This is a genomic window from Leyella stercorea, from assembly GCF_021531655.1.
Genome location: NZ_JADYUF010000106.1, coordinates 1 through 1,141, shown reverse-complemented (window position 1 = coordinate 1,141; position 1,141 = coordinate 1). Strand labels below are relative to the sequence as shown.

1 rRNA gene is annotated in these 1,141 nt (G+C 53.7%); it reads left to right on the top strand.

Annotation, left to right across the window (positions count from 1 at the left end):
• A 23S ribosomal RNA gene (locus I6E49_RS14215) occupies positions 1-1,141 on the top strand; the annotation flags it as partial.

Genomic DNA, 1,141 nt, shown 5'->3' with positions numbered 1-1,141 from the left:
GCTGAAGCCTAGTGGTATCCTGAGTAACGCGGAACACGAGGAATTCTGCGCGAATCCGCCGGGACCATCCGGTAAGGCTAAATACTCCCGTGAGACCGATAGCGAACCAGTACTGTGAAGGAAAGGTGAAAAGAACCCCGAGCAGGGGAGTGAAAGAGATCCTGAAACCTTGCGCCTACAAGCGGTCGGAGCTGCCTATGGCAGTGACGGCGTGCCTTTTGCATAATGAACCTACGAGTTACCATCTCTGGCGAGGTTAAGCGGGATGACCCGCGCAACCGCAGTGAAAGCGAGCCTGAAGAGGGCGTTTAGTCAGAGGGGGTAGACGCGAAACCAAGTGATCTACACTTGTCCAGGTTGAAGTCCCGGTAACACGGGATGGAGGACCGAACCAATAAGCGTTGAAAAGCTTCTGGATGAGATGAGTGTAGGAGTGAAAGGCCAATCAAACTTGGAGATAGCTCGTACTCCCCGAAAGGCATTTAGGTGCCGCGTCGGATGGTCACCGTGAGAGGTAGAGCGACCGATAGGACAAGAGGGCTTCACCGCCTATCGAGTCCTGACGAACTCCGAATGCTCACGGTCTGCAGTCCGGCAGTAAGGGGGCGGGTGCTAAGGTCCGTCCCCGAGAGGAGAAGAATCCAGACCGCCGTCTAAGGTCCCGGAATTCTGTCTAAGTTAGTCTAACGAAGTGGGGTCTCAGTGACAGCCAGGATGTTGGCTTGGAAGCAGCCATTCATTCAAAGAGTGCGTAACAGCTCACTGGTCGAGAGTCCCTGCATGGATAATAATCGGGTATAAGGCAGATACCGAAGTCGCGGGATAGCAATTTATAAAAGTATCGGTAGGGGAGCATTCCATATCCGTCGAATGGTGCGGGTAACCTATCCTGGAGGATATGGAAAAGCAAATGTAGGTATAAGTAACGATAAGGAGGGTAAGATTCCCTCCCGCCGCAAGACTAAGGTTTCCCGGGCAATGTCAATCATCCCGGGGTCAGTCGGGTCCTAAGTCTCAGCCGAACGGCGAGGGCGATGGCAGACACGGTCAACATTCCGTGACTACCTTGGGCAGCGATGCGGAGACGGAGCAGTGAAACTTCCGCGAACCGACGGAATGGTTCGTTAAAGAGTGTAGGTGT